The sequence below is a fragment of the Microcystis sp. LEGE 08355 genome, from assembly GCF_015207185.1.
In the GTDB taxonomy this organism is placed as follows: Bacteria; Cyanobacteriota; Cyanobacteriia; order Cyanobacteriales; family Microcystaceae; genus Microcystis; species Microcystis panniformis.
Map to the genome: position 1 here is coordinate 1 of NZ_JADEXI010000346.1, position 5,058 is coordinate 5,058.

At 41.5% G+C, this 5,058-nt stretch carries 4 protein-coding genes and 1 pseudogene; all 5 read right to left on the reverse strand.

Annotation, left to right across the window (positions count from 1 at the left end):
- A pseudogene (locus IQ242_RS16480) lies at positions 1-159 on the reverse strand (aldehyde dehydrogenase family protein); the annotation flags it as partial.
- A gap of 30 nt (positions 160-189) precedes the next feature.
- On the reverse strand, positions 190-1,668 hold the full coding sequence (locus tag IQ242_RS16485; protein WP_193960709.1) for a hypothetical protein: 1,479 nt from the start codon (positions 1,666-1,668) through the stop codon (positions 190-192).
- 218 nt (positions 1,669-1,886) lie between these two features.
- The gene (locus tag IQ242_RS16490; RefSeq protein ID WP_002767712.1) at positions 1,887-2,678 is read right to left on the reverse strand and encodes a TIGR03943 family protein; all 792 of its coding nucleotides are present in this window, start codon (positions 2,676-2,678) and stop codon (positions 1,887-1,889) included.
- 24 nt (positions 2,679-2,702) lie between these two features.
- On the reverse strand, positions 2,703-3,713 hold the full coding sequence (locus tag IQ242_RS16495) for a permease (RefSeq protein WP_002750120.1): 1,011 nt from the start codon (positions 3,711-3,713) through the stop codon (positions 2,703-2,705).
- 364 nt (positions 3,714-4,077) lie between these two features.
- Entirely contained in the window at positions 4,078-4,887 is an 810-nt protein-coding gene (larE, locus tag IQ242_RS16500; RefSeq protein ID WP_193960710.1) for an ATP-dependent sacrificial sulfur transferase LarE, read from the reverse strand.
- Between the last annotated feature and the right edge of the window lie 171 nt (positions 4,888-5,058).

Here is a 5,058-nt window from a genome sequence, read left to right on the forward strand (position 1 = left end):
CTTTAAATCCCTATATAAAGCTTGATAGATATCTGCTTCATATTTAATGATTGCCTGTTTTAACTTCTCTAACTGCTGACGACGGAATTGATAGGAACGAGTGGCACCACTAACAAAATATTGACGCAATTTGGCTAATTTTTCTGAGTTTGACAGCATCGAAATAATTCCCAAGTTAATAATGAAATTCTACGGCATCCACTGGGGACGAATTCCCGCTAGAGGCAATTCAATTAAATCAGATTTACTTGCTTTCACTCCATCTTGTAGGGGAGGAATTAACATCCACAAACGACCACCGATAATTGTTTCTCCCGAATCGGTAGTCAGGGGATTAGTCGGATTACTATCATAACTGGTGCGAAGTTGATCAAAAATAATCGCTAAACCATCGGGAGATAAACTAATGTGAATATCACGATAATCCGCTAATTCCAGTAGGGGAGTCACTTGACCAGTCTTCACATCTATTTTAGCAAAATAGGGTTTTTCTTTGTACTCTTGACTGTTAGTAACTAACTCAGTTAACAAACAATATAAATCACTACCAGTGGCATTAAATTGACAATCTATAATCGAACCTTGTAGATTGAGTAAGCGTTTTTGTAATCCTTGATTGTTGACATAAAAAAGCGATCGAATATAACGCATTTTGGCATTATCAGTATTAAAATTTACCATTGCCGCAGCCGTACCATCAGCAGAAAAATTCAAAATTCGCCCAAATTTTGGTAAAAAATCTAGGGGTTTTGTTGCGGTTTTTAAAGGCAAAAGGGCGATTCCTTCCCCTTGAGTAACAGCCAAAGTTTTACTATCAGGTGCAATCAAAAATTCCCCGCCTTGGATGTTTAATTGTTGGGGTTTTTCCCCTGATTTAACTGCCCATAAATCGAAGTTAATCGGATTGCGGCGCTCAATTCTCTGCACGACAATGGTTTCCCCATCTTTAGCTAAATCAAAATGATTATTTTGATAATCTTTATTCTCTAGCACTAACTCAATTTTTGGGGAAGATTGGCCAAAATCAACTTGGTAAAGCTGCAGTTCACGAATTCCCTGTATCCCCTGATTTTTCGCCACGGCCGAAAAGAGAATTTTTTTACCATCAGGGTAAAATTCAAAAGCCATAACGGTCAAATTTGCGGGGGTTAAGAGGGTTTTCTTCTCCTCGGTCAAGTTATAAAAAATTAATCTTCCCTGTTCTTCCCCATTAGTGCCAATATAGGCAAAAGCACGATCCCGACTTTTAAATTCTCTTTCAAAGATTGCTAGGGTTTGTCCTAATCGATTACCGCTGCGAAATTGTTCCCGCGCACCTTCAATTTGCAGATGATATTTTTCTCCGTAGGGAATGGGAGAACTTAGGGTATAAGCTAATCGTCTTCCGGCCCAACTAAACTTCCCCGGCAGCGGAGGATCGATAACTAGATTTTTTTCTACACTAGCATGATCCATCGGACGATCAAAAGTGATAATAAATGCTTGATCTTCCGCTCCAATTTCTCGATTTTCCCAGCTAAATTCCTTGACTCTTGGACCGGTTTGTAAAAGACATTGATTACCACAGCTATTACCCAACCAAATTAAGCCACCAATTACTAAGGTTAGGGATACAATTAATGTTATCGCTAATTTATCAATCGGTTGTAGTTGTAAGGTTTTCAGCATTATAGTAGATGGTTAGTAACAACAACTGCTCACTGCTCACTGATAAGTAGGGAGGCACAATTATTTGTAGGATGGGTTAGCGGTAGCGTAACATGATTGGGCGTTGGGTTTCATGCTTCAACCCAACCTACGTTCATCTTATATTTAATTCCACCCACCTACTTAACTGATAACTGATAACTGATAACTGATAACTGATAACTGATAACTGATAACTGTTAATATCCGTAGGGATCAACGGGAGTGGGTATAGGTTTCACGGATTTGGCCTTAATTACTAATTGTCTTCTAGTGGTTGATTTTCCCACCTCTACCGGTAAAGATTCTGTGGCCATTTCTCCGGTGATTTCTAACCAAGTATCATTGGGATATTGACCGCGACTTCCTGATAGTTTCACCGGTAAACCGACGGGATAAGCATCTACGGCACAACAGGTAAGAATAAAGCGACTAATTAATAAATAATTATCGGGTAATTGGGGCAATTGCACCACAAAACCTGTGACTTTTACTGGTTGTCCTGTATAAGCATCAGGTTCGGGGTAAGCATTCAAAGTTCTTACCCATTCAATTAAACTTTTTTCCTCCGGTTTAACGGTAGTACCAAAGGATTGAGTTTGCACGCGAGTTAGGGGTAAAGATTCACTAATTCCCCTCTGTAATGCGATTTGACTACTGAGGGGCTGCGGGGCGATAAATAGGCCTAAAAGGGCAGTTATTACTAATAAACCTGAGCCAAAATGTTGGGGAAGAATGGTAATATGCGATCGATTATCATTACTATCTAAATTAATCTTTTTTTGCCACTGTTTTAATAATGTCCAAAGCTTGACTAATCCTAGGGCAAATAAAGCAATACTGGTGATGAGAACCAGAATAAAATAATTAGGATGGATAAGTAAATTTAATTGTCCAGTTATCCAGTATTTAAATAGTAACGAACCCCAACCGATTAGGGCAATAATATCGATAAATTGGGGGGCGATTATTTTCAGACGTGATGAATTCATGGGAAAAACTATCTAGGGACTGACCTAAAATAAATAACTGTGAGCCAAGGTGAGTAAAAAAGTCATTTGCGCTGCTAAAGCAAAGAGATAAATTAACATTCTCGGTTTAAAAATAGACAACATTAAACCAATCCCTTTCAGGTCAATCATTGGACCAAACACTAGAAAAGCCAGCAGGGAACTACTGGTAAAACTAGAGGCAAAGGAGAGAGCAAAAAAAGAATCAACCGTGGAACAAATCGAAACAATGACCGCTAACAGCATCATGGCCAAGATTGAAGTAATCGGATCCTGACCCAAATTAAGAATAAATTCCCGGGGAACAAACACCTGTAAACCGGCCGCTATAGCACTTCCTAGGATTAACACTCCTCCTAATTCCCGTAATTCCATCACCACGTTTTCCAGAAAAGTTAACCAGCGCCTTTTCATCGGGATAGCTTGCACTGCCGGGAGGACAGCAGTGGCGGCAAAACTTTCGTCTAAGCGCAAAGTTTGCCCAGAATTACCGATCAGAAAAGAACCGGATTGTAGTAGTAGTGGGATAGATTCTTTTTCCGGTGTTTGCGGTTGCCAATTGAGACTTTTTGCCAAAGAGGTTTGTAGTAGCGGTCGGGGATCTTTTTGGATACTAAAGATAATACCGATAACCGTAGCGATGAACAAAGAAAAGATAACTCGATAGAAAACAATTTCCGGTTGATCGCGAAAAGCTACCCAAGTGGACCAGATAACAATCGGGTTAATTGTCGGCGCTGCTAAGAGAAAACTAACCGCTACTGCATTCGGCATTCCTTGCACAAGTAAACGTCGCGCCACCGGCACATTGCCACACTCGCAGACGGGAAACAAAAAACCAATACATCCCCCCACAAATGCTCCTAAAACAGCATTTCGAGGCATCAGAGCAACTAGGCGACGTTCATCGACAAATATTAAAAGAATACTAGAGAGAATCACCCCTAGCAGTAAGAAAGGCATCGCTTCCACCAACAGGCTCAGGAATAGCGTAAAGGCATTTTGTAGTTGACTCATCTATCCTCGCCTTGGCAATTAGAGGTTTAAGGGTAAAGACTTAGGGACCCTAGAAAAAGGTTCATCTATCAGTTATCAGTTATCAGTTATCAGTTATCAGTGACCAGTTATCAGTTATCAGTGACCAGTTATCCGTTACAGCCTTTCTCGTCAAGATGAAGTATAACCCAATTTGGTATTGACGACCAACTCCCCAAAACGAAAACTTCGTACCTCACCATTAAGATAACTATTAGAGCAGAACGTAGGTTGGGCTTCGGCCGTGAGCTTTTGCCGAACGGTTGAAGCATGAAACCCAACGCTGTTAGAGCAGATTTGAGTTTTCAGTCCACTGATTACTGTTTACTGATCACTGATCACTGAACTAGAGGACTCGATTAAGTTTGCCGCTTTGATAACCTTCTAGATCGAGGGTGACATAGATAAAGCCTAATTTTTGCAGATCAGCGACTAATTCGCTTAAATTTGTCCGATTAATAAAGTCGGGAATTGCTGCTGCCGGTAATTCAATCCGTGCCGTATCGCCGCTCGATCGCACCCGTAATTGACGATAACCTAATTTTCGCAGATAAATCTCCGCCCGTCCGACTCTTTGCAATTTCTCCAGGCTAATTTCCTCCCCGTAGGGAAAACGGGAACTTAAACAGGGTTGCGCCGGTTTATCCCACCAAGGTAAATTTAAGTAACGAGATAGTTGACGAACTTCGCTTTTTGTGATAGCAATTTCCGCCAAAGGTGAACGAGCGCCGCGCTCCCTAGCTGCTTGAATCCCCGGACGATAATCCCTTAAATCATCAGCATTAACGCCATCAATGACGTAGGAATAACCACGAGCGAGAGCAAGGGGTTTAAGGGTGTCGTGTAGCTCACTTTTGCAGAAATAACAGCGATTAACGGGATTACTGGTGTAATTGGGGTTATTCATTTCCTCGGTTTCCACCAATTCGTGCCGAATACCGATATAATCGGCCTGAGCGATCGCTTCTTCCAATTCTTCCGGCAGTAGGGAAGGGGAAACCGCCGTAATTGCCAATGCTTGACTCCCTAGCAGATCATAGGCCACTTTTGCCACTAGGGTACTATCCACGCCCCCAGAATAGGCAATCAAGGCTTTTCCACTGGTTTTTAAGAGGTTTTGTAATTGTCCGAGTTTATCAAGTAATTGACTGTCCATGGCGGCGATTTTGGCAACTGGTTTAGGGAGACCGTTTTTTATATTGGGTATAGACAAGTAAGTAGGTGGGTGGAATTAAATATAAGATGAACGTAGGTTGGGCTTCGGCCGTGAGCTTTTGCCGAACGGTTGAAGCATGAAACCCAACGCCCGATTATGTTACGCTACCGC

Excerpts from the sequence above, each read along its gene's own strand:
- IQ242_RS16485 (WP_193960709.1), bottom strand. The coding sequence starts at position 1,668 with ATGCTGAAAACCTTACAACTACAACCGATTGATAAATTAGCGATAACA.
- IQ242_RS16490 (WP_002767712.1), bottom strand. The coding sequence starts at position 2,678 with ATGAATTCATCACGTCTGAAAATAATCGCCCCCCAATTTATCGATATT.
- IQ242_RS16495 (WP_002750120.1), bottom strand. The coding sequence starts at position 3,713 with ATGAGTCAACTACAAAATGCCTTTACGCTATTCCTGAGCCTGTTGGTG.
- larE (WP_193960710.1), bottom strand. The coding sequence starts at position 4,887 with ATGGACAGTCAATTACTTGATAAACTCGGACAATTACAAAACCTCTTA.